The organism is Kribbella sp. ALI-6-A, from assembly GCF_001984195.1.
Classification (GTDB): Bacteria; Actinomycetota; Actinomycetes; order Propionibacteriales; family Kribbellaceae; genus Kribbella.
Map to the genome: position 1 here is coordinate 1,144,569 of NZ_MTQN01000009.1, position 25,679 is coordinate 1,170,247.

At 70.5% G+C, this 25,679-nt stretch carries 19 protein-coding genes and 1 rRNA gene; 9 read left to right on the top strand and 11 right to left on the bottom strand.

The genetic code is table 11. The annotated features are described in order from the left end of the window. Window positions 1-17: 17 nt before the first annotated feature. From BWI15_RS14235 to BWI15_RS38815, 6 genes are all read right to left on the bottom strand, one after another. On the bottom strand, window positions 18-995 hold the full coding sequence (locus tag BWI15_RS14235; protein WP_441327593.1) for an ABC transporter ATP-binding protein: 978 nt from the start codon (window positions 993-995) through the stop codon (window positions 18-20). Window positions 996-1,087: 92 nt separating this feature from the next. Beyond that, complete coding sequence (locus BWI15_RS14240) at window positions 1,088-1,948, bottom strand: ABC transporter permease (protein ID WP_077014767.1); 861 nt, start codon at window positions 1,946-1,948, stop codon at window positions 1,088-1,090. After that, window positions 1,945-2,892 carry an ABC transporter permease gene (locus tag BWI15_RS14245; protein ID WP_077014768.1) on the bottom strand — a complete coding sequence of 316 codons (948 nt, stop codon included), beginning with the start codon at window positions 2,890-2,892 and terminating at the stop codon, window positions 1,945-1,947. Before BWI15_RS14245 ends, BWI15_RS14240 begins: the two co-directional genes overlap by 4 nt. Continuing rightward, window positions 2,889-4,400 carry an ABC transporter substrate-binding protein gene (locus tag BWI15_RS14250; protein WP_077014769.1) on the bottom strand — a complete coding sequence of 504 codons (1,512 nt, stop codon included), beginning with the start codon at window positions 4,398-4,400 and terminating at the stop codon, window positions 2,889-2,891. The genes BWI15_RS14245 and BWI15_RS14250 overlap by 4 nt, the downstream gene beginning before the upstream one ends. A 274-nt stretch (window positions 4,401-4,674) precedes the next feature. Beyond that, a complete protein-coding gene (locus BWI15_RS14255; RefSeq protein WP_077014770.1) occupies window positions 4,675-5,214 on the bottom strand; it encodes a hypothetical protein in 540 nt (179 codons plus the stop codon). Window positions 5,215-5,433: 219 nt separating this feature from the next. Continuing rightward, complete coding sequence (locus BWI15_RS38815) at window positions 5,434-7,623, bottom strand: MXAN_6230/SCO0854 family RING domain-containing protein (protein WP_077014771.1); 2,190 nt, start codon at window positions 7,621-7,623, stop codon at window positions 5,434-5,436. 1,095 nt (window positions 7,624-8,718) lie between these two features. Between BWI15_RS38815 and BWI15_RS14275 the strand changes: the two genes are divergently transcribed. Beyond that, window positions 8,719-9,966 (top strand): MFS transporter, encoded by a 1,248-nt coding sequence (locus BWI15_RS14275; protein WP_077014773.1) that lies wholly within the window; start codon window positions 8,719-8,721, stop codon window positions 9,964-9,966. Window positions 9,967-10,037: 71 nt separating this feature from the next. On the opposite strand, the gene BWI15_RS14280 is transcribed toward BWI15_RS14275, so the two are convergent. After that, the gene (locus BWI15_RS14280) at window positions 10,038-10,214 is read right to left on the bottom strand and encodes a DEAD/DEAH box helicase (protein WP_077014774.1); all 177 of its coding nucleotides are present in this window, start codon (window positions 10,212-10,214) and stop codon (window positions 10,038-10,040) included. A 117-nt stretch (window positions 10,215-10,331) separates the two neighbouring features. Here BWI15_RS14280 and BWI15_RS14285 point away from each other — a divergent pair, with 117 nt between their 5' ends. After that, entirely contained in the window at window positions 10,332-11,660 is a 1,329-nt protein-coding gene (locus tag BWI15_RS14285; protein ID WP_237771270.1) for a GGDEF domain-containing protein, read from the top strand. Window positions 11,661-11,682: 22 nt separating this feature from the next. Here BWI15_RS14285 and BWI15_RS14290 read toward each other — a convergent pair whose 3' ends face one another. After that, on the bottom strand, window positions 11,683-12,036 hold the full coding sequence (locus tag BWI15_RS14290) for a hypothetical protein (RefSeq protein WP_077014775.1): 354 nt from the start codon (window positions 12,034-12,036) through the stop codon (window positions 11,683-11,685). 45 nt (window positions 12,037-12,081) lie between these two features. Further along, on the bottom strand, window positions 12,082-13,068 hold the full coding sequence (locus BWI15_RS14295; RefSeq protein ID WP_237771271.1) for a zinc-binding dehydrogenase: 987 nt from the start codon (window positions 13,066-13,068) through the stop codon (window positions 12,082-12,084). Window positions 13,069-13,136: 68 nt separating this feature from the next. Here BWI15_RS14295 and BWI15_RS14300 point away from each other — a divergent pair, with 68 nt between their 5' ends. Next, window positions 13,137-15,935 carry a DEAD/DEAH box helicase gene (locus tag BWI15_RS14300; protein ID WP_237771272.1) on the top strand — a complete coding sequence of 933 codons (2,799 nt, stop codon included), beginning with the start codon at window positions 13,137-13,139 and terminating at the stop codon, window positions 15,933-15,935. Then, window positions 15,932-17,224: an SWIM zinc finger family protein gene (locus BWI15_RS14305; protein WP_237771273.1), complete on the top strand. Its 1,293-nt coding sequence runs from the start codon at window positions 15,932-15,934 to the stop codon at window positions 17,222-17,224. Before BWI15_RS14300 ends, BWI15_RS14305 begins: the two co-directional genes overlap by 4 nt. Here the strand turns inward: BWI15_RS14305 and BWI15_RS14310 are convergent. After that, entirely contained in the window at window positions 17,211-18,188 is a 978-nt protein-coding gene (locus BWI15_RS14310) for a GDSL-type esterase/lipase family protein (RefSeq protein ID WP_237771274.1), read from the bottom strand. The two genes, BWI15_RS14305 and BWI15_RS14310, sit on opposite strands and share 14 nt — an antisense overlap. Before the next feature lie 207 nt (window positions 18,189-18,395). Here BWI15_RS14310 and BWI15_RS14315 point away from each other — a divergent pair, with 207 nt between their 5' ends. From BWI15_RS14315 to BWI15_RS14335, 5 genes are all read left to right on the top strand, one after another. Then, entirely contained in the window at window positions 18,396-19,586 is a 1,191-nt protein-coding gene (locus tag BWI15_RS14315; RefSeq protein ID WP_077014777.1) for a hypothetical protein, read from the top strand. Continuing rightward, the gene (locus BWI15_RS14320) at window positions 19,583-20,311 is read left to right on the top strand and encodes a hypothetical protein (RefSeq protein WP_077014778.1); all 729 of its coding nucleotides are present in this window, start codon (window positions 19,583-19,585) and stop codon (window positions 20,309-20,311) included. Before BWI15_RS14315 ends, BWI15_RS14320 begins: the two co-directional genes overlap by 4 nt. Then, on the top strand, window positions 20,304-20,957 hold the full coding sequence (locus BWI15_RS14325) for a hypothetical protein (RefSeq protein ID WP_077014779.1): 654 nt from the start codon (window positions 20,304-20,306) through the stop codon (window positions 20,955-20,957). Before BWI15_RS14320 ends, BWI15_RS14325 begins: the two co-directional genes overlap by 8 nt. Then, a complete protein-coding gene (locus BWI15_RS14330; RefSeq protein ID WP_077014780.1) occupies window positions 20,954-24,124 on the top strand; it encodes a chromosome segregation ATPase in 3,171 nt (1,056 codons plus the stop codon). Before BWI15_RS14325 ends, BWI15_RS14330 begins: the two co-directional genes overlap by 4 nt. Window positions 24,125-24,363: 239 nt before the next feature. Further along, on the top strand, window positions 24,364-25,017 hold the full coding sequence (locus BWI15_RS14335; protein ID WP_077014781.1) for a hypothetical protein: 654 nt from the start codon (window positions 24,364-24,366) through the stop codon (window positions 25,015-25,017). A gap of 380 nt (window positions 25,018-25,397) precedes the next feature. Here BWI15_RS14335 and rrf read toward each other — a convergent pair. Further along, window positions 25,398-25,515, bottom strand: a 5S ribosomal RNA gene (rrf, locus tag BWI15_RS14340). Window positions 25,516-25,679 lie beyond the last annotated feature (164 nt).

The window sequence follows — 25,679 nt, forward strand, 5'->3', positions numbered from 1 at the left end:
CGCGCCGGGTGGCTGTCTCAGACATCGTCCGCTCCCGCAGGGTGATGACAGGCGAAGCCGCGAGTCTGGTCGCCGGTCCAGGGCGGGCGCTCCGCGCAGACCTCTGTGGCGTGCGGGCAGCGGGTGCGGAACACACACCCGTCAGGGAAGTGCCCGGCGGCGGGCACGGTGCCTTGGATCGTCGGCAGGCGCCGACGGACCGGCTCCGAAGTGCCGACAGGACCGGAGTCGGCGGCTTCGAGATCCGAGGCGGCGAGCAGGCCTTCGGTATAGCGGTGACGGGGATTGGTGAACACCTCGCGCACCGGACCGGACTCGACCACGCGACCGCCGTACATGACGAGAACCCGTTGGCAGATGGTGGCAACCACCGCCAGATCGTGGGTGATGAACAGCAAGGCCGAATCCCGCGCGGTGACGCCGCGGAGGATCAGGTCCAGGACCATCGCCTGCACGGTGACGTCCAGCGCGGTGGTCGGTTCGTCGCAGATGAGCAACGCGGGGTCGTTGGCCAGGGCAATCGCCAGCACGACTCGTTGCCGTTGGCCACCCGAAAGCTGGTGCGGGTAAGCACGGGCGATACCGGTCAGCTGGACGCGGTCGAGCAGCTCGACCGCGGCGGCGCGGGCGGTACGCCGGTTGGACTGGGTGCGATGGACGAGCATCGCCTCGGCGACCTGGTCGGCGATGCGCATGGTCGGGTTGAGCGCGGTCATCGGTTCCTGGAAGACCATCGCCAGGTGGTTGCCGCGGACACGCGACAGACGGCGTTCGCCCGCGCCGATCAGATCGTGGTCGATGCCGCTGAGCCGTACCGAGCCGGCCGCGGTCACGTCCTCGGGCAGCAGGCCGAGGATGCCGAGCGCGGTCAGGGACTTGCCCGAGCCGGACTCCCCGATCAACCCGACCCGCTCCCCCGGACCGACCGAGAGGTCGACGTCACTGACCAGCTCCAGATCGCGCACGGAGATGGTCAGCCCGCGCACGGTCAGCACCGCCGGAGCTGCCTCTGAAGCCTCGGCATCAGCCGGGCTCACAACGTCCACCGCGTCGACCGGAACCGACGTCTGACGGTCCGCCTGACTGCTCATCGGCGGTCCTCCAGCTTGGGATCGAAGTGGTCACGCAGGCCGTCGCCCAGCAGATTGAAGCCAAGCACGGCGACAGCGATCGCCAAACCAGGGAACACAGCCAGGCGAGGCGCACTGAAGAGAAACTCCTGACTCTCCTGCAGCATCCGTCCCCACGACGGCGTCGGCGGCGGCGTGCCGTAGCCGAGAAAGGATAGCGCCGCCTCAGCCAGCACCGCGATCGCGAACGAGACCGAGGCCTGCACGGTGATCAGGCTGACCACATTAGGCAGCACATGCCGGATCGCGATCGGAAACGGCCGACGACCGGCGGCCCGAGCCGCCAGCACGTACTCGGTACGCATCACCTGCATCCCACCACTGCGGATCACCCGGACGAAACTCGGGATCGTAGCGATGCCGATGGCAACCATCGCCGTCGTCGTGCTGGCCCCGAAGACCGCGCCGAACATGATCGCCAGCAGCAACGCCGGAAAGGCGAGCAGGAGGTCGTTGGCGCGCATCACGAGCTCGCTGGACCAGCGGCGGGTCATCGCGGCGAAGATGCCGAGCGGTACGCCGATCACCGCCGCGACCCCGACCGCGACCAGGCCGACGAACAGCGTCGTCCGCGAGCCGACCATCAGCTGGCTGAGGATGTCCCGGCCGAATTTGTCGGTGCCGAGCCAGTGCGTCCACGACGGCGACGCCAACCGGCCGGCCGGGTCGACCAGCGTCGCGTCGTACGGCGTCCAGACGAACGAGACCAGCGCGACCACGGCGATCAGCGCGACGATGAAACCGCCGACGAGCAGGCTCGGGTTCCAGCGGCGGCGTCCGCCGACGGCGTGACCGACCGGTCCGAGGTCCGCGCTCATCGGCTCACCCGCAGGCGCGGATCGAGCGCGACGTACAGCAGGTCGACGAGGAAGTTGACCACCAGGACGGCGACGACGAGCACCATCACGACATCCTGGACGAGCAGGAGGTCGCGGTTCGACACCCCGTCGAGCAGCAGGCTGCCCAGACCGGGGATGACGAAGACCCGCTCGACGACGACCGCGCCGATCAGCAGGGTCGCGAGTTGCAGACCGAGCACGGTGACGACCGGTACGGCGGCGTTGCGCAGACCGTGCCGCCACAGCGCGGGAAAGGGCCGCAACCCCTTGGCCCGCGCCGTCCGCAGATAGTCCTCCCGCAGCACATCCAGTACGGCGCTGCGCACGTAGCGCGTCAGCACAGCGCCCTGCACGAGGCCCAGCGAGAGCGCGGGCAGGATCAGCTGCCGGAGGAACATCCCGGGGTCCTCGGCCGGCGGCGTCCACCCGTTCGCCGGCAGCCAGCCGAGCTTCACCGCGAACAGCATGATCAGCAAGATGCCCGCCAGGAACGCCGGGACGGCGACGCCCACCTGCGAGAACGCGGAGAGCGCGAGCCCGGACAGCTTGCGGTGCCGCGCGGCCATCACCGTCCCGGCCGGCGCGGCGACCAGCAGCGCGATCACCATCCCGGTCACCACCAGCCACAGCGTGACCTGGAACCGGTCGGTGATCTGCGGCCCGATCTCCGCCTTCGAGATGTACGACGTGCCGAAGTCGCCGTGCAGCAACCCGGTCAGCCAGTCGACGTACTGCGTGGTCAGCGCGCGGTCGAGTCCGAACTGGCGGCGCAGTTCGGCGACCGCCTCGTCGGAGGCGTTCACGCCGAGCGCGACCCGTGCGGGATCGCCCGGCAGCACGGCCAAGAACCCGAACACCAGCACCGAGCTGACCGCCAGACTGACCAGGAGCACGGCGGTGCGCTCGACCAACCGCAGGATCATCGCGACAGCGTGGACAGATCGAGCGACTCGGTGATCGCGTTCTTCGGCAGGCCCTTGAGGTCCTTGTCGGCGACCATCAGGTTCGGGATCAGGAACAGCCAGTCCGCGGCCGCCTGCTCGGACAGCCGCCGGGCCGCCTTCTTCATCTCGCTCACCTGGGTCGCCTCGTCACCGGCGTCGGCCGCGGCGAGCGCCTGCTGCAGCGTCGGGTCGTCGTACCGGGTGTAGTACTTGGCGTTGAACACCGCACCCAGGTCGCGCGGCTCGACGTGCGCGATGATCGACATGTCGTAGTCCGCGTTCTTCAGTACGGCGGTCAGCCACGCGGCCGGGAACTCCAGCTGGTCGATCTGGACCTTGAGCCCGGCCTGCTCCAGCTGGCTCTTCACCACCTGGCCGCAGGAGGTTGCGTAGGGCAACGTGGGGAGCCGGAGCCGGAGCGTCTTGCCGGTCGCACCCGCTGCCTGCAGCAACGACTTCGCCTTGGGCAGGTCGTACGGCGTGACGCTGGTCAGATCCTCGTACCAGGGATCGGTCGGCGGGACCATCGAGCCGATCAGCTTGCCGCGGCCGGCCCAGCAGGTCTCGACCAGGGCCTTGTGGTCGATCGCGGCGCGGATGGCCGAGCGGACCCGGATGTCGGACAAGACCGGGCGCGAGTTGTTGAACGACAGCAGCACCTCGCCGTTCGTCGTGCCCTCGATCACCTGGTACTTGTCGTTGCTGGTGAACTGGCTCAGCGCCTCCGGCGCCTGGACCGTGCCGATCACGTTGATCGTGCCGGTGAGCAGCGCGTTGTTCAGCGCGGTCGGGTCCTTGAAGTACTTCAGCGTGACCTGCCCGAAGTGCGGCTTGGTCCCCCAGTACGCGTCGTTGCGCTGCAGCACGATCGAGTCGCCGCGCTTCCACGAACCGAACTTGTACGGGCCGGTGCCGATCGGCTCGGTGGCGAGCTTGTCGACACCGGTCTTGGAGAACATCGCACCGATCCGGGTGGTCATCCGGAACAGCCAGTCGTTGCTCGGCTTGGTCAGCGTGACCTGCAGCTCGGTCGGCGAGACGGCCTTCGCGGTCTGGACGACGTCCATCGCCGATTTCAGCGAGGTCGTCCAGGCGGTCTTCACCCGCTCGATGCTGAACACCGCGTCGTCAGCGGTGAACGGCTGCCCGTTGGTGAACTTCGCGTTGTCGACCAGCGTGAAGACGTAGGTCTTGCGGTCGGGCGAGATCGTCCAGGACTTGGCCAGGTCGGGCACGATCTTGCCGGACTCGTCCTGCTTGACCAGCCCGTTGTAGACGTTGCCGAGCAGCGCCTGCGGGATCGCGGCGCCGTCGGTGGTGGTGAAGTCCAGACTGGCCGGCTCGGCGACCAGGCCGATCGCGAGCGACTGGTCGGCGCCGGGCGAACTCGAGCCCGAGGACGAACCGGAACCGGCCGAGCAGGCCGCGGCGGCCAGCAGCGTGACCGATCCGAGCAGCGCGACCACGGGGCTGAGGTACGACTTCACGCAAGGACTCCTGGGCTGGTCGGAGCAGGGAACAAGGTGCGCCCCCTAGTCTGCCGCCCAGCGGGCAACAGGTCCGGAGGCACGCCCTCGGTCGGACCGGATCCCTAGAGTTGTCCCGTCACCAAACCGGTGTCAAGCAAGCTCCGCCTGATTCCCCTGCCCGGTCCGGCGACTGGCGCCGGTGCGGTCAGGCGTACGACGGGCCGGTTGTCGCGCGGGACGGGTCGACGTACTTGCCCACAGCGCCGAACAGCGGCGGGAGGGCGCTCCCGGCTCAGGTGTCGTGCTCCACCACGCGGACCCGACCGACCTTGAGTTCCTTGCGGGCCCGGGTGGTCCAGTTCGAGCAGATGAACCGGGCCGCGGTCTCCGGCCAGGCGACGACGACCACTTCTTGGCTGTGGGTGCTGTTCACCAGTGTGCGCAGCGCGAGCAGGATCTCGCCGTGGGTGATCGACACGTTGACGCCGCCGCCGACCCGCGCCCGCAGCCGGCGCGAACTGTGCTCGATCACGGCGGCCAGATCGTCCCGCGGATCCGCCAACGCGGTCCCGGCCGACGCCTGGGGCCGGTCGGTCGCCGGGCCGGTGAGCGTGGTCGTCCGGTTCACCGGCGGCGATGCCGACAGGCCCGCCACGTCGGCGAAGCTGGATCCGAGCAGGGCCATCGGCCCGGCGAGTCCCTGGGTCGGATGACTGGAGACGAGCAGGTGGTAGTTCACCGTGTCGTCGTGCCTCGCATACAGGGCGGCGACCCTCTCGGCGTCGCCCTCGCTCATCTCGCGTTCGATGAGCACCACCACGTCGTAGGTCATGGTTGGCTCCCTTCGCCGACAGTTCCTTTGTACTCCGGTGTGGGGCGGGCGTCGCCGGTCCAGCACGGGTGTCATCGGAATGTGAGGGTCGGTGGGGGTTCGGCTGGAGGTCGCGGGGCTGGGTGTGAGGTACGTCGAGGAGCCCGCTCGGGCGGGAGCCGCCGGTACTCCGCTGCGGTCGGGGCGAACGCCGCCGGCGCGCCGACGCGGCTGCTCGAGTCAGCGGGTGGTGAGGCGGGCCCGCGCGTCCGGCGTGAGCGGGGACAGGAGAGCCGGGGCGGCGATCAGGTTGTGGTCGGAGGGGTCGAGCAGGCGCGGGTGCAGGGCGTAGACAGTGGCGCCGGGGGCTGGGGTGAGGTTGTCGGCAGACAGGACCGCGACGAAGTCGGCTCGGTGGGCGGCGTCGGTGTCCCAGACCCGGTCGGGTTCGCGGCGGGTGGTGAGGCGGTGGGCGAAGGCGGTGGTGTCTTCGTCGGGCGATCGGACATAGCCGACGACCGAGCCGTCGGCGCAGCGGACGACGACCTCGTCGGTGCGGGCGGCGGCGTGCCAGCAGGCGACTTCCCACAGGGAAACGCGGTCGCCGGAGCCGTGGACCTCCTCGAGAGCGGCTGACAGCAGGGCGAGCTGGCCGGCGTACTTGGCGATGCTGTGCCGGTAGCCGGCGGCGCTGAGGTTGACGTCGTACCAGCGCAGTTGTTTGGTTTCCAGGTCGACGCCGAACGGCAGCAGGATCTTCGCCGGGCCGGACAGGTCGAAGCGGTCCTCGACGGCGGACGGGTCGAACAACCCGGACGGTCGCCGCATCACGCCGGCGAAGCCGCGGCGCAGGCGGTCGAAGGGGACGTTGTTGTAGCTGAAGACGACGGGCAGCAGGTACCGGCCGCCGACGCGGCGTACGGCGGCGAGGTCGAGGTCGACGAACTCGGTCGCGCCGAGCGGATCCGGCGCCGAGGTGAGATCGCCGGAGTGCACCAGCGCGTCCTGGTCGAAGCGCAACCGGGTGTAGTCGCAGAGGCCGACGAAGCGCCAGTCGGTGTCGTAGACGGCGACGGACAGGTCCAGGTCGATTCGTTGTGCGGGCGGCTGCTGCCAGTGCAGGAAGAGCCGGAGTTCGTCGTCGAGTGGGATGGGTTGCGCGCTGCCTCGGGTCATTCGCAGCCATGTCGACGATGCGCCGCGTTCGGAGCCGGGGGCGGCGAGGTTGCTCAGCTCCTCGTCCAGGAAGGCGCGGCGCAGGCGAGGCAAGGCGCTTGCCCTGCGCAACAATTCGGCGACCAGTACGCCGGCCAGCGCGGCGGCGAGTGGGGACGGGAGGGGGTCGCGCTCGTCGACGGTGGTCCAGACGCGGGTGGTGCCGCCGCGGGGGAAGAACAGGCGCAGATCGCCGGGTGGGGTGCGGACCTGGCCGAGGGCGGCGGTGAGGACGACGGGTGAGACGTCGGAGACCGCTGTGCCGAGAGCTTCGACCAGTACGCCGTGGGAGTCGGCGGGCAGGGTCCGCGCGAGGTGGACCAGGCGCCGGACCAGCTCCCCGGGTCGCTGCCGCAGAAGGTCCAGCGCCATACCGGGGCGGCCGTTGGCGAAGGCACCTTCGACTCGGCTTGCGAAGGTGCTGGTCACCAACCGAGCGCCGGCCGGGGCGGCGAGAGCCGCGGACGAGGAGATGGCGAGGCCGGTGGGGGCCACGCGATCCGCGGGCGCGGCGCGATCCGCGGGCGCGGCGCGATCCGCGGGCGCGGCGCGATCCGCGGGCGCGGCGCGATCGGCGGGCGCAGCGCGATCGGCGGCGCGATCGGGGGCGACAACGCGTTCCGCGGAGGCGGCGCGATCGGCAGCGGGCGCATCACCATCACCTGGGCCGACCGCCCCGCTTGCCGCGGTTTCACTCGGCCGCGCGACCACATCCACCGGCTCCACCCGGATCAGCGGATGCTGAGCCGCTTCGGCCAGAACAGCGCGATGCGCGGAAGTCGCCGGGTTCAACGTCGTGTCTCGGACGAGAGCGAAGGCAACCGCGGCCGTCGGGTAGCGCCCGGCGTACTCGAAGGGATGGAGGTTCTCCGCCATCCGCTTCCAGGCGCGCTTGTGGCGGTGGAGGTCCTCGATAAGGCCTTCGAGCGGGAGGCGGTTCAGGCGCGACAGGATCACCCGGCGGGTGGCACGCGGAAGCGACCGCCGGCGTACGGGCGGAGTGCGCAAACCAGGGTCGGCGTCCATCAGGACATAAAGGAGACGCAGGGCGTCGGTGGCAGTCTCGACCAGATCATCGACCAGCGACGGGTGCCGATCCATCAACCGCGCGACCACGACGGCGCGGGTTTCGCGCACCGGGATGACCGGCGGAAGCCAGGACGGATCCGCGTGCTGCAGCAGGACGGTGAGGTCGGTGCGATCGACGACGGACAAGGGCGTTCGGCGGGCGAGCAGCTCGCCGGCCGCAGATTCCGCTGCGGCGTCGGTGGCGAGACCGAGCAGCTGGAGACGGTCGGCGTCGGCCTGGCGGGGGACGTCGTCGAAGGCCGGCTCGAGGAACGGGTCGTCGGGGTCGATCCGCTGCAGGCACAGTGGACAGGCGCTGAAATCGGAGCCGTCCCAGCAGGTGCGGCAGACCAGGTGGGCGCACGGTGAGACCGGATGCCGACCTCACCGCACAGCACACAGGGCTGCTCGGGCTCCTGCAGGAGCCGGGCGAAGACGCGATTGACGTAGAAGGTCTCGGTGTTGCCCGGCACGCTCTCCGGGAAGCCGCGGAACAGCGGGACGTGCTGGGCGTCCGCACCGGACTCCTGGTCGAGCAGAGCGACCAGACTCTGGCCGAAGCCGGTGAGCGCGAGTGGGTTGAGGCCCGCGCAGTACCGGTAGAGCGCGACCGACATCAGGAAGCCGCGCTGGATCAGCTCGGCCTGCAGTGCGCCGAGACCCGCCTGGGTGGTCAGTGGACGCTTCAGCCACTGCCAGGCGGTACGGCGTACCGGTGGGGTGAGGCGGACGCCGTCGACCAGTCGTCGGCGGCGCAGCAGCACCGCGGCGAGCGCGTCGGGCATCGAACCTCCCAGGGCGGACGGGAAAGCAGCGCCAGGGGCGGAGAGCGGACGCGCTACTTGGCCTGGAGAAGGAGAAGGAAGCACGCCCAGGAGCCGCCCCTGGCAGAAAGAACGCTACCGCCCGGCACCGACAGTTTTCGCAACGCAGTTCAGCAGTTGCCGGTCCGAATCAGGACCCCCGGGAACCGCGGTTCCCGCACTCCGGGGAGCGACCTCGACCCGGACAGAAAAAGCTTCGACACCAGGGTCGGGGCCGCCCCGCCCAGACCCCGGTGCCGAAGGATTCCAGGATAGAGGGCGCGGCCAAACACATCGACACCCGCCCCGCCGATGTGGCACCTCTTTGCCACGAACGACCCCTTGACCCCAGCGAATGCGAGCAAGCTCACGCCGAAGGGATTCCCCTGTCGTCACAGCGGGCAGGTACGGCAGCACGGATTGTGGTTAAGGTCTCTGCATGGTTGGTGGGGTGGGGGTCGAGCGCGCGCGTTGGCGGGACGTCTTCGGGCACGGCGAGTTCAGGGCGCTGTTCCTGGCCGGGATCCTGTCGGTCGCCGGTGACCAGTTGGCCAGGGTCGCGTTGTCCGTCCTCGTCTACGAGCGCACCCAGTCGGCCGGTCTGACCGCTCTCACCTACGCCCTGACCCTGATACCGGATCTCGTGTTCGGCCCACTTCTGTCCGGCTTCGCCGACCGCTACCCGCGGCGTCAGGTCATGATCGTCACGGACCTGGCCAGAGCCGTCGTGGTCGCTTTGATGGCCATCGAGGCACTCCCGTTGTGGGCCGTCATCCTGCTCCTGCTGGCTCTGCAGGCGTTCGGATCGCCGTTCAACGCCGCACGCGCCGCCACGTTGCCGGTCGTGCTCCCGGGCGACCACTACGTTCTGGGCAAGGCCGCCAACGACATGGTGGTCCAGTTCAGTCAGGTACTCGGCTTCGGGACCGGTGGCGTGATCGTGGTCGCGGTCGGCGTTTCCGGTGGGCTGCTGCTCGACTCCGGGACGTTCCTGCTGTCCGCGGCGCTGATCGCCGTCGGCTTACGCAAGCGCCCGACCCCGGCTCGGGACAACGACAGCGACAAGCCGCGCGGTGGCTACTTCAGCGACCTGGCCGCGGGCACCTCGCTCGTCCTCCGTACGCCGAAACTGCGCACACTGGTGGCTCTGGCGACGATCGCGGGCTTCTACGTCACCGTGGAAGGCCTCGCCGTCCCGTACGCCGACGCGATCGGCCAGGGCAAGGAGGCGTCGGGCCTGCTGCTGGCGGCCAGTCCTGCCGGAGCCGTGCTGGGCATGTGGTTGATCACCCTGCTCGCACCGGAACGCCGGATGAAGCTGATCGGTCCGCTGGCAGCGGGCGCGTGCTTCCCCTTGGTGTTCTGCGTGTTCGAGCCGGGCTTGCTGCCCACTGTCGCGTTGTGGGCGTTGTCCGGACTGGCCTCGGCGTACCACCTGCCCACGAGCGCAGCCTTCGTCCAGGCCGTGCCGGACCACCAGAGGGGACAGGCCTTCGGTGTGGCCAGCACCGCCCTGAAGAGCAGCCAAGGACTCGGCATCCTCCTCGCGGGCGCGCTCGCAGAACCTCTCGGTCCCCCGCAGGCCCTGGCTGTCATGGGCGCCGTGGGAACCTTGGCCGCAATAACGGCGGGCGCTGCCTGGGCGCGCGCCCACCGGCCGGCGACCGATTCCGGAAAATCACGGTGAGGTAAATCTCGACCACCGATCCGGAATCACCAGATTGCGAACGTAAGAGCGTAGTAAAGAATCGTCGGCGGTCACCAGTCGTTGGTGGTGGACCCAGCATTTCCGGCGAACCAGTCATTGGTGCCGTCGACGAACCAGTCGTTGGTCCGGCTGGTGAACCAATCGTTGGTCCCACCAGCGAACCAGTCGTTCGTGCCACCGGTGAACCAGTCGTTGGTACGAACCGTGCCGCGCGTCGCCTTAGCCATGATTTTCGACCCTTCCGAACAGTTGTTTGAAGATTCCCCCCGGGGGTGGGGGTGACCTGAAGTGAGCAAACCACTACGATGACTGCAATACCGTTCAGGCTGAACAGTGTGAGGCTCATGATGATTCTGATCGGTCGGAGCGGTTGGGTGCCACCCCGGCAATGGAAACTGTGGTCGCTGCCGCCCGCCGCCCTGGGATACGTGATCGCGATCGACGCGATCGCGCTCGTGATCACGGGCTTGGCCGTGCGTTCGTCGGTGCTCGGCGCTCCGATCAGCAGGGCCGAGTGGACGGCGTTCGCCGTCCTGGCCATCGCGTCGACGCTGCACCTGGAGTCCGCCCGCAGCATCGAGCGGCGCCGGGAGCTGGCCGCGAACACGTCCCCGCACACGAACCTGAAGTGCCTGTGGATCTTCGCCAGCGTCCTGCTCCTGCCGCTGTCGCTGGTGATTCCGCTGACGGCGCTGTCGTACGTGTACTCGTGGTTCCGGGTCTACGGCCGGACCATCGCGCATCGCAAGATCTTCTCCAACTCGACCGCCATCCTGGCCAGCGCCGCGGCAGCGGCCGTGCTGCGCGGCGGCGGTCTGCTCGACGAGCCCCGGGTACCAACCGACTTCTGGTCCCTGCTGGTCGTCCTGTCGGCCGCCGCGACCTGGTGGCTGGTCAACTACGCGCTGGTCGTCGGAGCGATCCTGCTGGCCTCGCCGGAGGCCACGGCTCGCGACGCCCTCGGTGAGCTCTCGCACCAGCTGGTGATCTGCGCGGGACTGGGTCTCGGCATCGCGATCGCGGCGCTGCAGTCGTCGTACCCGTGGGTCGTTCCGGTTCTCATGGTGACCGTGCTCGCGCTGCACCGCGACCTGCTGCTGCCGCAGTACCAGCGCGCGGCCGGTGTCGACGTGAAGACCGGTCTGGCCACCCCGTCGTACTGGGCCAACGCCGTGCCGGCCGAGCTGGCGCGGGCGGAGTCCCTGCGCAGCACCGTCGGGCTGCTGATGCTGGACCTGGACAAGTTCAAGGAGATCAACGACACCTACGGGCACCCGGCCGGTGACCGGGCGCTGCGGGCGGTCGGTGAGAGCGTGCGCGCCGAGGTCCGCCAGGGTGACCTGGTCGCCCGCGTCGGCGGTGACGAGCTGGCCGTGCTGCTGCCGGGTGCGTCCGAGGGTGAGGTGCTGGAGGTCGCCGAGCGGATCCGCGACCGGCTCAGCGCGCTGAGCGTCTCGGTGGAGACGGGCCCCAACCGGACCGCGGTGATCAGTGGAGTCCCGGCGTCGTTCGGCGCCGCCGTCTACCCGGACGTCGCCGGCACGATGGACCAGCTGGTCCTGGCCGCCGACAACGCCCTGCTGACGGCCAAGCGTGGCGGACGCAACCAGATCGTCTCCGCCCGCCCGATTCCCCCGCTCGACCTCACCGAGCACCCGGTCAGCGACAACTGAGCCGTCCGAGAGCTCGACGGCCCTAGGCGTGGTCGCCGTCGAGCAGCTCGTGCAGCTTCGCGACGGCCTCGGTGATGTCGTCGTAGCTCTGCTGGGCGGCCCGGGACTCGGCGCTGATCACACCACAGCGGTGCACACGCCGGAAGTCGCCGTACGGGAACTTGTACCGGCCCTTGGTCTCCTCGCCCATCGACGTGTCGACGCCGAGGTACCACAGGGCGTAGTCGTCCCAGCCGTGCTTGTCCAGGTAGTCGTTCTCCTGGTCCGCCGTCGGCGCGTGCTCGCTCCAGTCGTCGCGCTCGTCGCGCTGGAGCTGTCCCTGCTTCACCAGGTGCTTGGCGTGGTCGAAGGCCTTCTTGTTGAGTTCGACAGTCATCGGTAGGACCTCCTCGCCGCCCCGGTGCCCGCACCGGCCGATCGGCTAACGGATCCGGATCAGCGCCTTGCCGACCAGCTCCCGCGACGTGAGCGCGCGGTGCGCGTCGGCAAGCTGCTCGAGGTCGAAAACGCGGTCGACGACGGGCACCAGGTCGCCGCGGGCGGCCCGGGCGAGGACCTGCCCGGCGGAGACGGTGGTCGTGGTGGTGTCGGCGCGCAGGTCGCGGATGCCCTTGACGGTGATCCCGCGACGCTCGGCCTCGGCTTCGTCGTACGGCGCGAAGCCGCCGCTCGGCGCGCCGTGGGCGGAGAACCAGCCGCCGTCGGCGACCACCTCGAACGCGGTCGCGCCGAGCGCTCCCCCGGCGCCGTCGAAAACGACGTCGGCTCCCGCTCCGTCGGTTGCCTCCAGCACCGACTTCTCCCAGCCGGGCTTGCTGTAGTCGATCACGACGTCCGCGTGGTGTGCCTTCACCAGGTCGAGCTTGGCCTGGCCACGGGCGGCGGCGATGACGTGAGCGCCGGCCCGGTGCGCGAGCTGGACCAGCAGGATGCCCATGCCGCCCGCGGCCGCGGTGATCAGGACGTGCCGGCCGGCGAGGTCGGGCGCGAGTTCTTCCAGCATCAGGGCGGTGTAGCCGTCGCCGGAAACTGCGACGGCGGTTTCCAGCGTCAGTGCGGGCGGGAGTTCGACCAGTCCTGACGCGGGGGCGACGGCCTGCTCGGCGTGGGCGCCGAAGTGCGCCGTACGACCGGTGACGGACTTGCCGATCCAGCCGGGGTCGACTCCTTCGCCGACGGCGCGGACCACACCGCCGAAGGAGTTGCCGGGCACGTAGGGCGGGGTGACGTCGAAGAAGTTGCCGTGCTGACCGGCGCGGATCGCGGTCTCGACGAAGATCAGGTCCGTGACGTGGACGTCGACGAGCACGTCGCCGGGGCCGGGCTGCGGGACGGGAAGCTGCTGGATCTGGAGGACGTCGGGATCACCGAAGGCGGTGACCACTGCTGCACGCATCGTCTGGCTCATGGGCCCAGGCTGGTACCTGAACTCTGGTTGAGGTCAAGTTGTCGGTCCAGCCGCGTACCCTGCGGTGCGTGGTCGAGGTGGTCTTCCTTCCCGCCGACCCGCCGCGCGCGGGCCGGCTGGCCCTGTACGGCGACGCCGCCGCGACGTCGCTGGGCGAGGACGCGCGGGTGGAGCTGGTCCAGCCCCGGGGAGACCGCGTCCGGCGGGTGATGGTTCCGGCCCGGGTGCTGACGGTTCGGGAAGCGATCGAGTACCTGACCCGCGACGGAGAGCCGGTTTCCGCGAGCCGTCGGGCGTGGACGGCCGCGCTGTGGGGCGGGATCGGGTTGGTGGGCCGCGGGCGCGTCGTACCTGATGCCAGCCGGGACGGGTTCGGAGCCTGGCGGGTGGCGCCGCTGGATCCGGTGGATCGGGGCTGGCTGAAGAACCTGGCCGCCGCCATGCCGGCGTACGGGCACGCGCTCGCGATCGAGGGATCGCGGCCGTTGCGGCTGGTGGCGGCTGACGAGTTGGTGCGGGCGTTCTGGGACGCGCTGGCGGACACGCTGGTGCGGACTCCCGCGGCGGCCGTCGCCGTACGGGCTGGTGCGGCTGCGTTCGCCGAGGTCGAGCCGCGCGAGCTGACCGGGCCGACCGACTGGCTGAGCGAGACAGCGCTCGCGGAGGAGGCCGGGGCTCGGCTGGTGCTGCGGATCGAGCCGCCTGACGAGCTGGACGACTTCCGCGCCGTACTGCAGCTGCGCAGTGGGGTCGACCCGAGTCTGCTGGTCGACGTCGCCGACGTGTGGAGCGCACCGCCCGCCGTACTGGCTGCACTGGGTGAGCGGGCCGAGACCGATCTCCTGCTGGCGTTGCGACGAGGTGCTCGGGTCTGGCCGCCGTTGACCGCCGCGCTCGAGGACGCGGCACCGGCCGACATCCTGATCGACGACGACGCTCTGGACGACCTGGCCACGGACAGTACGGCGCTCGACGGCGCCGGCATCGAGGTGCTCTGGCCGGCCGAGCTCTTCGCCGGTGAGCTGGCCGTGCGCGGCTCCGTGCAGGCGACGCCCACGCCCAACGCGGTCACCGGGCCGGACTTCTCGCTGCACGACCTGCTGGCGTTCAAGTGGCGGCCGACGCTGGACGGGTCCGAGCTGACCGAGCAGGAGATCGCCGCACTCGCGGAGGCGAAGCGTCCGATGATCCGGATGCGCGGCCGGTGGGTCCGGATCGACCAGGACCTGGTGCGCAAGCTCCGCCGGGGGACGTCGCGCAAGCTGACCGGATCGGAAGCGTTGGCCGCGGCGCTGACCGGCCGGGTCGAGGTGGACGGCGAGCTGGTCGCGTTCGAGGCGAGCGGTTCGTTGGAGACGATGGTCGACCGGCTCCGCGCGGCCGAGGAGCCCGAGCCGTTCGTCGAGCCGGCCGGGCTTCGGGCGACGTTGCGCGACTACCAGCGCCGCGGCGTCGCCTGGATGGCGCAGCTCGCCGAGCTCGGGCTCGGTGGTTGCCTCGCCGACGACATGGGTCTGGGCAAGACGATCCAGGTGATCGCGCTGCATCTCCACCTCGCCGGGCGAGGTCCGACGCTGGTGGTCTGCCCGTCGACGTTGCTCGGCACTTGGGAGCGCGAGCTCGAGCGATTCGCGCCCGATGTCGCCGTCCGCCGCTACCACGGGACCGCCCGGTCGCTGAGCGATCTCGGGGACGACGAGGTGGTGCTGACGACGTACGGGGTGGTGCGGCAGGATCATCGGGTGCTCGGCGAGCGTCGGTGGGGTTTGGTCGTCGCCGACGAGGCGCAGCACGCGAAGAACCCGTTGTCCCGCACGGCGCGATCCCTCCGAACGTTGCCCGGAGCAACCAGACTGGCCCTCACCGGTACGCCGGTGGAGAACCGGTTGTCCGAGCTCTGGTCGATCCTGGACTGGTCCGCGCCCGGCCTGCTCGGCACGCTCGAACGCTTCCGCCACGACATCGCCGTACCGGTCGAGCGGTACCACGACGACGAGGCGACCGCCCGGCTCGCGCGGGTGACGCGGCCGTTCCTGCTGCGGCGGCGCAAGAGTGATCCGGGCATCGCGCCGGAGCTGCCACCGAAGACCGAGCACGACGTCGTCGTACCGCTGACCACGGAGCAGGCGACGCTGTACCAGGCGGTCGCGCGGGAGACGCTGGCCAAGATCGAGCAGGCGCAGGGCATCGAGCGACGGGGACTGGTGCTGAGCCTGCTGACGCAGCTGAAGCAGGTCTGCAACCACCCGGCGCAGTTCCTGCACGAGCCGGGTCCGCTCCCCCGCCGGTCCGGCAAGCTCGCGGCCCTGGACGAGCTGCTCGACGTGATCCTGGCCGAGGGCGAGTCGGTCCTGATCTTCAGCCAGTACGTCGAAATGGGGCGGCTGATCGAGGCGCACCTGGCGGCGCGCCAGATCGGGTCGCTGTTCCTGCACGGCGGGGTCGGGGTCCGGCGGCGTCAGCAGATGGTCGAGCAGTTCCAGGCCGGTGAGCAGCAGGTGTTCCTGCTCTCGCTGAAGGCCGGCGGCGTCGGCCTGACGCTGACGAAGGCGACGCACGTCGTGCACTACGACCGCTGGTGGAACCCGGCGGTCGAGGACCAGGCGACGGACCGCGCGTACCGGATCGGGCAGGACCGGCCGGTGCAGGTGCATCGGCTCGTCACGGAGAACACGCTCGAGGACCGGATCGCGACCGTGATCGCGGCCAAGCGCGACCTGGCGGACGCGGTCGTCGGCTCGGGCGAAGCGTGGCTGAGCGAGCTGTCGGACGCGGAACTCACCGAACTGGTCGAGCTGTCGGCAACGCCGGCGAAGTCAGGGGCGGCGAGCGCGTACAACCCTTCTGCTGTTGGGAAAACGCCGTGAGCCCGGACGAGCGGACGCCTTGGCGTGGCTGGCGCGGGTCCGGGGAGAACGCGGGGCTGCCCGCGGCCAAGGGACCAGGTGCTCGACGGCCGTTCGGGACGACGTGGTGGGGCAAGGCCTGGCTGGAGGCGTTGGAGCAGCGGGCCAAGCTCGACCCGAACCGGCTGGCCCGCGGCCGGTCGTACGCGCGGCGTGGGAGTGTGCTCGAGCTGACGGTCGACCCGGGCGTCGTGCGGGCGGAGGTGCAGGGCAGCCGCGTCACGCCGTACGGGGTGACGGTGGAGATCAGGGCGTTCACGGACACCGAGTGGGACGCGGTGCTCGACGTGGTGTCGGCGCAGATCGGACGGGTGGCGGCGCTGCTCGACGGGGAACTGCCGCCGGAGCTGCTGGACGACGTACAGGCTGCTGGGCTGGAGCTCCTGCCGGGGGCTGGTGAGATCCGCACGGCGTGCAACTGCCCGGACTTCGCTGTGCCGTGCAAGCACTCGGCGGCGGTGTGTTACCTGGTGGCGGATGCGTTGGACGACGATCCGTTCGCGTTGATGCTGCTGCGGGGTCGGCGCAAGGACGAGCTGTTGGAGGCTTTGCGGGCGCGGCGGAAGACGTCGACGAGCACGGTCAAGGTGAAGGCGAAGCCGGTCGGCGTACTGGCGCGGGAGGCGTTCGCGGCGGCGCCGGGTCCGGTGCCGACTCCGCTGCGACCTGGTGGGCAGGCGGGAGTGCCGGCGGCGGTGCTGGCCTTGGCGCCGCCGCGGTCGTCGGGGATCGAGGGGCAGGATCTGGTGACGCTGGCGACGGACGCCGCGCGGCGGGCGTGGGAGCTGGCCGTCGGCGACGGGGACGGCGGGTTGTCACTGACGTTCGAGCAGGACTTGGCTCGGCGGGCGGCTGGAGTGCTCGGTACGTCGGCGCTGGCTGATCTCGCGCATCGGGCCGGAGTTTCGTCGCGGCAGCTGACGAGCTGGGCGGTTGCGTGGCGGGAGGGCGGCGCGGGCGGGCTTGCGGTCGCTGTGGAGTCGTTCGAGCCTGCTGACGGTGTTGCGGAGGGCGTGGCTGCGCTGGCCGAGACCGCGGACAACGGTGGACGGTTGGCTGGAGCCAGCCGCGGGCCGGCCTGGGCTGACGGCCCGCGGGTGCAGGGGAACCGGGTGACAGCTGGGCGGAGGCAGTTGCGGCTGGGGCGGGACGGGCTGTGGTACCTGTTCACCGAGCACTTCGGCGACTGGACGCTGGCCGGGCCGCCGGCGGCGGATCCGCGGGAGTTGGTGCAGTTCAGCGGGGGCTGAGGCCCGTGAGCTCCTGGAGGATCGGGACCAGGCGGTCGGCGATCTTCTGGTGACCGGTGATCGACGGGTGCAGGCCGTCGGTGCAGTCGGCCTCGGTGATCCAGCCGGTGGTCGGCACGTAGTGCACGCTGTTGTCGTCGAGCGACTTCACCCCGGCCTCGATCTCCGTGGCGTGCTTGCCGCTGAACGGGCTCAGGGCGACGATCGTGCTGCCCGGGTACGCCGAGCGGACCACCCGCACGTACGCGGCGTACTGCTCCGGGGTCAGGGTGTCGTCGTTCACGCCGAGGTTGAGCACGACGAGGTCCGGCGCGGCGATCCGCAGGGCCGGTGAGCCGGCGAAGTTCCAGCCGAAGGACTCCGGTCCTGGCGGGACGTTGCCGTTGCCCGGCTTCACGATCCCCTGCCGACCGAAGCCGACCTGGTACGCCGTGGCGCCGAACGCCCGCGCGGTCAGGTACGCGAAGGACCGCGTCCCGTCCGCGCCGGCCGACTCCGGGTCCGCGCTGAGCGCCCGTACGCCCTGCGTGATCGAGTCGCCGTAGAACTCGAACCGCGGACCGCCCGGCTGCGCGCCGAGCCGCAGCGTGGTCTTCGCGTCGAGGATCAGCCCGGCGAAGCTCACCGCGCAGGCGAACGGCGGCTCCCACCGGTTCACGAACTCGTTGACGTCCTTGACCACGATCTCGACCGTGTGCCGCCCGTCCTCGACCGAAAGCTCCAGCACCGGCTGCTCGATCAGGTGCAGCGTCGGCTCGGCGTCGTCCAGCCGGACCCACAGGTGCGGCGCGACCTCGAGCCCGGCGGTGTCGAAGAGCAACTGCAATCCGGTCCCGCTGAACCCGAACGACATCCGCGACCCGGAGTTCACCGTGACCGCCATCCCTGGCTGGTGCCCCCACTGCCCCTCCAGCAGGATCCGCGGATCCCCCGGCGCGACCACTTCACCCGGCACGAACGTCACGACCTTCTCCTTCTGCACCCGACGACCGGTCCATTCTCCCGGCCGGGAGAAGGGCGCGGTCACCCGCCCCAGCCGCTCTCGATCGTCATCGAGTTGTCCACAGGACACCGGTCGGTCGGTTTTCGGTCTGGTGTGGTGGGTCGCTAGAGTCCCTTGTCTGGTCGCCGAATCGGGGCGGAGGCCATGAAGTGTCGGGGAGGAGGTGCGATGGACGCCACGCTGCTGGACGCCGAGGCGGAAGCCGCGGTGCTGCGGGTCTACCGGCAGGTGTTCGCCGTACTCGCCCGCGAGGCCGGCGCGATGATCGTCGATCCCGAGCTGCTCGATGTCGACCAGGCGATCCTGGACGCGTTCGCCGAGGCCGGCAGCGACGGGATGACCGTCGAGCAGGCGACCCAGGCGTGCCGGGCGTTCCCGCACGACCTGGTGGTCCGCCGGTTCGAGGTGCTGCGGCAGTACGGCGCGATCACCAAACTCGTCGACCGGCCGAACGAGCTGCGCCACCGCGCCGCGTTCGCGCCGTACGTGATGCTGATGTTCCTGCGCCGGATGTCGGTGCAGGGCGGCCAGGCCGAGCTGCACCAGCTGCTCACCCTCGAGGCGCACAGCGTCAGCGACCCGCGCGCCACCGACGACGAGGGACGCGCCTCGGTCGAGCGGCTGACCAAGGTCTTCCGCCTGCTCGGCAACGAGCTGGCCATCCTGGTCTCGACCAGTACGACGGCCCAGCTGCGGGAGAACGCGCAGCTCGCCTGGGGCAACGAGCGGCTGATCGAACAGGCCGAGCACGTGCACCGGATCGTGCTCGGGCGCTGGCCGGCGCTGCACCGCGACTGCACCCAGCTGCGGATGGCGCTCGCGGCGTACGCCGACGCGGTGCAGCTCGCCGCGGGACGCCTGGTCGAGCGGGCCGGGACGACGCGGGCGCTCGGGTTGCTGCCGATCGAGACTTGGCTGACGTTCACGCGGAGCAGCGAGCCCGAAGTGTTGGCCGGCGTACTGGATGGGCTGCTGTTCGACGCGGCCGCGCCGGACTTCTCGCCGGAGACGATGCTGGAGGCGGTCGAGACGGGCCGCCGTACCGGTACGGCGCGGATGGCGCCGCCGCGGCCGTCGGCGGAGACCGAGGCGCCGGAGTCGGCGGCGGCGACCGACCGCGAGGAACTGCGCGCCGAGGCTGAGCGGGTGCTGGCCGGGCGCGACAGCGTGAGCATCGTGGACGTGGTGGACGACGCCGGCGACTGGGTGACCGCGCGCCGGGTCCTCGCCGAGCTGACCGCGGCGCACCTGCACGACGAACTGGACTACGAGCTGGTCTGGTCCGACGGGATGCGGATCGATCCCTCCGCGGGGACGCCGTGGGCGACCGAAGGCGTGTTCCGGCGGGTGAGCCGATGAGCGCCGGCGAGGTCGTGGAGAACGGGCGCCTTTACAACGCGCTGTGGTGGGCGAAGGTGCAGTCCGGCGGACCGGTGAAGGTCCCGGTCGACACGCCTGCGGTCGCCGGGCTGGCGCGCGCGGTCGAGCCGGACGGGTCCGGCGTGTGGATGGTGCCGACGCTGCCGGACGGCGCTGGGCACGGCGTACTGGAGGAGCTTGGCGCGCCTCCGGTCGCCGTCGAGATGCCGAACGAGACGGCCCGCGTGCTCTCGATCTGCGTCGCGTGCTGCTGGGTCGAGCGGGACGGGCCTGCCTGGCCCGGCGTCACCGGGACGTTGACGCAGATCAAGGCCGTGTACGCCGGGATGCGTGGGCGGCGGGAGCAGTCGAGCGACCTGACGTTGATCATCGGGAGCCTTCGCCGGTTGCACGCGACGAGTTGGCTGCTGTGGGACGAGAAGGTGGGCGAGGTCCGCCTCGGTCCGCGCACGATCACCTGGGGCCCGAGCCAGCTCGCCGGGCTGCGCGAGGTGTGCCGGATCCTGCCGGACCCGCCGGCCGCCGTACTGGTGGAGCGGAAGCCGGAGACGCCGGCGGATCCGCTGCCGGCCCCCGAAGACGCGGCCCCGGCTGACATTGCGGGGACCACAGCCCCCGCGCCGGCGATCACCCGCTCCGACGCTCCGCCTTCCCTGACCTCAATTCCTCCCGCCTCCGTCACCTCGGAGGATCTCGATGACTGAGCAGCATGCTCTCTTCGACCCGATCCTCCGCGACTTGAGCGACCGCTCGCGTGACGAGGTGCTCGCGGCATTCAGCGCCGTCCAGTACGCCGCGAACCCGGTCGCCGAGGTCCAGCTGCCCGGGCTACGTGACGTGACCCTGCGCCGCCAGGTGCAGAAGATGCTCACACTGATCGGCCGCACGCTGGTCAAGGTCGACGGGACGCACTGGACCTCCGGCTACGCCGACGACGTCGCCGAGGCCCTGACCGCTCAGGGCTGGCAGCCGCTGTCCGCCGTCGACCGCGCCGTACTGGTGCTGGTCCTGGTGCACTCCGTCGCGATTCCGCGCAGCGAGGGCATCCTCACCGGCGACAGCTGGAAGTCGGCCCGCCCGACGACCGTCGACGAACTCCGCACCACGCGGATCAGCGGCGAGGATCGACGGCTCGCCCTGCAACGGCTGCGCGCCGCCGGCCTGGTTCAGCTGTCCGGCGACCACTCCGGTGGGCCGAGCTACATCCCCGGCCCGCAACTCCAGCGACTCACCCCGGCCGCCCGCCGCCGGCTGCAGGACAAGCTGATCCTCGCGGCGGCACCGGCCAGCCCGATCGCGGAGGCCATCCGCGCGCGCAAAGGCATCACCGAAGACGAGGGAGCGGCATGAGCCCAGCATCGAACGCAGCGGCGAGCACGGGGCGGGCTGCGGACGGGCCGGCCGACGGTGCCTTCGACATCCTCGGCTCGAAGGTGCTGCTGGGCGTCCAGGTCGTCGACCTGTCCCGGCTGTCGACGCACCCGGTCCCGATGGTCGCCCAGGGCCTCGTCACGGTCGCCGGTCAGGGCCCGGTGGACTCCAACGGCGCCGGCAAGTCGTCCTGGATCGCCGCGCTGTCGCTGCTGCACGCCGACGACCAATGGCGTCTGACCAGCGGCGCTCCCGGCGCGGCCGAGCTGCTGTTCACCGCCGAGGCGGCCGGCCAGGAGGGCAACTGGTCGAACGTCGATCGCGGCTACATCGTCGGCGTCTTCTCCGACCCGGACCTGACCGACCTGGCCGAGATCGAAGCCGCCGCGATCACCGTGTGGATCCGGATCAACCGCAAGGCGTCGTACCTGGATCTGCGCTGGAAGAACGGCCTGCACGTCCCGTACGGCGCGACCGAGGCCGAGCGGGCGGCCGGCGCCGACGCGCTGTGGGCCGCACTCCCCCACTCCAACGGCCGCACCGACTACCACGCGAACAAGCTCTCCCAGGTTCTGTACGGCGGCCAGGTGCGCTGCGTGTCGTTCCTGTCGACGTCCGTGCGCTCCAGCCCGACCGCCAACCTGCTCGCCGAACCGCTCAACGAGCTCGGCCCGGCGCGGATCTTCAACGCGATCGCCACGCTCACCGGGCTCGACCGCGAGCTCGAGCAGGAGCAGGCGCACCGGTCCGCCGAGCACACGCAGCGCGAAGCGACCAAGCAGGCGGCCGCCGACCTGCAGCGCTGGGAGCAGGAGATGGCCACCGTCGAGGCGGGCATCCAGCAGCGCGCCGCGGCGCGGTCTGCGTTGGCCGCGGCGAAGGAGTCCTGGCTGGCTCGCTGCGCCCGGCATCTGGTCGACGGCGACGCGCGCAACACCGAGATCGTGCACGAGCTCGCCGAGCTGGACGAGCGGATCGCGGAGCAGGAGGCGCGGCGCGAGGCGATCGACGCGGAGATCGACGCGTTCGGCAGCGAGGAGAACCTGCTGCGCGACGTTCAGCTGACGCGCCAGGAGCGCGACAAGCTCGACGCGCGGGACCGCGAGCTGGATCTGGCCCAGCGTTCGGTCCGCGAGCAGCTGGAACGGCTCGGCCAGGAGCACCGCCGACTGGTCGACGCCGGGCGTTCGGCCGATGGGCGTGAGCTGGACGTCGCACTGGCCGAGCAGGACGAGGCGCGCGCCGTACTGGAGGAGCACATCGGTCGCGACCACGCGGCGCGGATGGCGGTCGACCAGGCGACGGCCGAGCTGCGGGAGGCGGAGAGCGGGCAGACCGTGTCCGCGCCGCAGCAGCAGGTCCTGGAGAACGCGGGTATCGCCTGCGGTGCACTGACCGACATCACCGAGCTGCCCGCCGGCGACCGCACCGAGTGGGAGCCGCGCCTCGCGCCGTACAGCGAGGCCGTGGTTGTCGACGCCGACGACGCCTCGCTGGCCGCTTCGGCTCTGGCGGAGGCCGGGTACGCGGGCTTTCTCCTGGTCCTCGCGAACCGGCCGGGCGACGGGTCCGGCAAGCGACCCAAGAACGGCCCGACCTCGGCCGACTCGCGGTTCGCGCTCGACACGTTCTTCGCCACCCTGGCGTCGCGCGGCACCAAGGAGCTGATCGACGAGCCGGCCGGCGTCATCTCCGTCGGCCAGTTCGACGAGCCGATCACCGGTCGCACCGCGCGGATCGAGGCTGCCCGGCGGCGCCTCGACGCTGCCGTGGAAGCGCGTGCCGAGGCCTCGGCCGCGCTGGAGCAGGCCCGTTCCCGCGTGCAGCAGGCCGAGCGCCGTACGGCGGCCGCGCGTGCGCTCGGCACCGCCTCCGACCTGCAGGAGCAGATTCTCGCCCTGCGCGAGGAGAACGACCGCCACGAGTCCGACCGCGACTCGCTGGCTCCCCAGCTCCAGGCCGCGAAGGAGTCCGCGGAAGCGGCCGCGGGCCAGCAACTGGTTCGCGACGAGCGCCTGAAGAACCTTGAGGCCACCCGCCGCGAGCACGACCGCCTGCTCGACGAGCTCGCCGGCCGCCGCCTGGTCCTGCTCGAGGAGCAGACCAACCTCGACCTCGTCGCCCGTACGGCAGCCTGGGGCGGCACCGCCGAAGAGGCGGCCGAGTTCCTGCTCAACCTGCCGAGCGAAACCCAGCGCCGGACCACAGCCGACTGGAACCACCAGGCCTCGACCCAGCTCGACGACGTCATCCGCCGCTGCTTCCCGAACGCGCGGTCCCGCGAGGAGATCCCGACCGAGCTGTGGGAGATCCTCAACGGCCCCGACGGCTGGTCCAACGGCACCCTCGGCACCCGCGTCGGCCTGGTCCCCGCGCTGCAGCGGACGCTGGCCAGCCATCTCGCGCAGCACGAGACCTTCGACAGCCTGCAGCAACAGCAGATCGCGTCGCAACGCGCCGAGCGCAACGCCGCCCTGGAACGCGCCCGCGAAGGCCTCGCCGAGGCCGAGAGCACCGCCCGCGCACACCGCGCGTCCCTCGCCGACGGCATCAAGTCCCGGCTGCGCCTCGTCTCCACCGAGTTCGACCGCCTCGACCAGCAGTACGGCGGCTACGGCGCGAAGCTCGAGTTCCCCGAACCCGACCCGCCGTCGGAGCCCGACAAGCCCTGGCGCTGGACCGTCACCCCGAAGTGGCGCCGCTCCGAGGGCGGCCCGTTCTCGGCGTTCAACGTCAAGGGCAACACCGCCCAGATGGACGAAAAGGCCGTCAAGCTGGTCTGCGCCGCCGCCCTGGCCGGCGGTAGCGACCGTCCGCTGCTCCTGATCCTCGACGAACTGGGCCGCAACCTCGGTTCCCAGCACCGCCGAGAGGCCGTGGCCCTGTTCGAGCAGATCGGGCGGGACCGGAACATCACTGTCATCGGCGCGCTGCAGGACGACATGGAACGGTACGCTCTGGCGTCCTCCCGCCTGTACGTCAAACTCCGCCGCAGCTCCGACACGATGCCGTACAACCAGGCGCCGGTCGTGAAGGGCAACGAGGAGTACGCCGCTCGGGTGGAACTTCTCCGCGACTGGCTCGACTCGTACCGGGGGCCGGCGCCGACGCTGGACCTGCCGACCCCGACGCTCGACGCGCCCTAGGCGGCTCGGCTGTCCCAAGCGGCATCTCCGCTCACCGAAAAGCGGTTTAAGAGCGGGATCCTCCGAAATCACCACCCCGGTGGTCAGACCCGAAAACCCGATCCGCCACACTGGAGTCGTGATGCGTCTGCAGACCGGGGATCTCACCCGCCTCCACCGCTCACATCTGGCCAATCCCTCCACGCGCGGCGTACCGTCCGTGGGGCAACTCCAGCCGGTAACCGATCGGAGGGCGTGAGATGGCATCCTGGCTTCTGCGCGCCCAGTGGCCGCACCGCGACGAGTCCGTCGAGCACCGCGCACTCCGTGTCGGCCGCACCCTCACCGCCGTCGCCGTAGCCTTCCCTGACGTCCACGCCTGGACCCAGGACGAACGTTGGGGCTACCACGTCCTCGAGGCCGACGGTACGACGCCGCTGGAGGAAATGGTCGAGGCCACCACCAAGGTCCTCTCCAACGGCTCCAGCACCACCAGACTCCACCTCCAGAGCACTGGGGAACTCCCATGGCTCTTCGACCTCTCCATGGGCAGCACCCTGACCACCGCGTCAGACCAGCTGACCCTGCACTGGAGCGACGAAGACGCCCTCTCCCAGTCAGAACGCTTCGCCCAGGTCCTCCGGGCAGTCGTCACCGTCTGGGAACCCGAGTGGGCGAGCATCGCCGACACCGAGCTCGCAACCGCCGCCGGATTGTTCCGGCGCGGAATTCCCACCATGGGCTGGCTCACCTATGTCCGCGGCATGGTCGCCGGCGCCCACGGCATCGACATCGACCTCACCCCGTTCGAACGCGGCACCCTCCTTCAGGCCCCGGTCGCTCCGACCGACCTGGCGCCAGTGCACATCTGCGCTGCGGCTGCCCTCGTGGGAATCAGTCCCGAAGACCTCTGAACGCACAAAAGCGGCCGGCCACCAGGCCGACCGCTTCAAAGGGTCCTCGTTTCAGACAGACGCGCATACGCGTACGCCGGGCAGCGCGCCGGGCAACTCGCCCCCGAGCCCCAGGCGACAACCGCCCGCGGGGGGCGCCTATCACCAAAGTCAGGACGCTGCCGCAACGCCCCAGGCACACGTCGCCGAGCCCGGGGCCTCCATCACCACCGCACGCCGCCCGCCCAGCGCTCCGGGCACCTGCTGCAGCGCTCCAAGCGCCTAGCGCCCCCACCTACCGCCAGCCGCCAGCCGCCCGCCGCCTGCGCGGCGTAGACGCGGGAACGGCGGGGGAAATGTTAAGGGCCACCCCGGATGGGGTGGCCCTTAACAGTGTGAATGTCCGGCGACGTCCTACTCTCCCACGACCTCCCGGTCGCAGTACCATCGGCGCTGTCGGGCTTAACTTCCAGGTTCGGAATGGAGACTGGGTGTTTCCCCGACGCTATGGTCACCGTAACTCTATAGAAATATCAACCAACACACACAAACCACAAACGGGCTGGGGTTGACCGTATTCCGGGAACCGTACAGTGAACGCGAACATCGTTACGCAGCAATATCGTCTCTTCGTACGACCACAATGTGGTGTTGAGACAAGCCCTCGGCCTATTAGTACCAGT